Here is a 1,018-nt window from a genome sequence, read left to right as displayed (position 1 = left end):
GATAAGTGTGTGGATGCTTCGTAGTTCATTGGGGTGTTTTAGTATAGGAGGGGTTTTGCAGGAGGTCTAATATATTAGACTGTATTGTAATATAAGCAACAAATGTATTGCTGTTTCATTGATCAATATTATTGGTTAAGGAGTTATTGATGAAATCTTTATTTACGGTAATGCTTCTCTGTGTTTTTACGTTGATGGGTTGTGGCGACAAAAACAATGCATCAGAATCAATCCAGGAAGAGTTAAAAGATGATTTGGATCAAAAGGTGTATAAGGTTTTAACCTATCCGCATTACGCACCTTATGAGTACTTGGATGAAAAAGGCGGTATCATCGGCTTTGATGTGGATATGATTCAGGCGATTGCACAGTCTCAGAACTTTAAAGTGGAGATTATTAATTCGCCTTGGGAAGACATGCTTGGTAGATTCAACACCGGAGAGGCTGATTTGGTGATTTCAGGTATTTCTCGTCAGCAGGCAGGTGGGGATGCTGATTTTGCTTTATCTAATGCCTATTTACATGGCAGGGATTCGATTTTAACCAAAGAGGGTGTTACCAATATTAATACATTTGAAGATATGGTTGTTCACAATATTGGTGTTCAATCTAATACGATCTTTGCTGATGAATTAATAGCTAAAAAGAGGGAGGGTAATCCAACATTAAAACTTTCTTCAACCAGTTTTTTGGCATTTAGTGATTTGGTTAATGATAAAGTTGAGGCGGTTTATGCTCATGAAAATATCTTACGTCATTATGCTAAGGGGCAACCAAATTTGAAATTTAATTTCAATGGTACGGGCGAGGGTTTTGATTATTATGATATGGTGGTAGTTGCCAAAAAAGGTAATGATGAGCTAATAGCAAAAATAAATGCAGGCATTCAAGATGTGCATCAAAATGGCACATATCAAAAACTACATTCGCAGTGGTTCGGCGTGGAAGCACCAACACCTACGATAAAAAACAAGAATAGATATTGATAATATCTAAAAACGCAAGTCTAGACTTGCGT

General features: G+C 36.7%; 1 protein-coding gene. It reads left to right on the top strand.

The genetic code is table 11. The features are described 5' to 3' along the window. Nucleotides 1–149 precede the first annotated feature (149 nt). The gene (locus B5J93_RS03475) at nt 150–986 is read left to right on the top strand and encodes a transporter substrate-binding domain-containing protein (RefSeq protein ID WP_079324643.1); all 837 of its coding nucleotides are present in this window, start codon (nt 150–152) and stop codon (nt 984–986) included. The last annotated feature ends 32 nt before the right edge of the window (nt 987–1,018 follow it).

It is taken from the genome of Moraxella equi (assembly GCF_002027555.1).
Classification (GTDB): domain Bacteria; phylum Pseudomonadota; class Gammaproteobacteria; order Pseudomonadales; family Moraxellaceae; genus Moraxella; species Moraxella equi.
This window is presented reverse-complemented; position numbering and strand designations above follow the sequence as displayed.

Excerpts from the sequence above, each read along its gene's own strand:
- B5J93_RS03475 (WP_079324643.1), top strand. The coding sequence starts at position 150 with ATGAAATCTTTATTTACGGTAATGCTTCTCTGTGTTTTTACGTTGATG.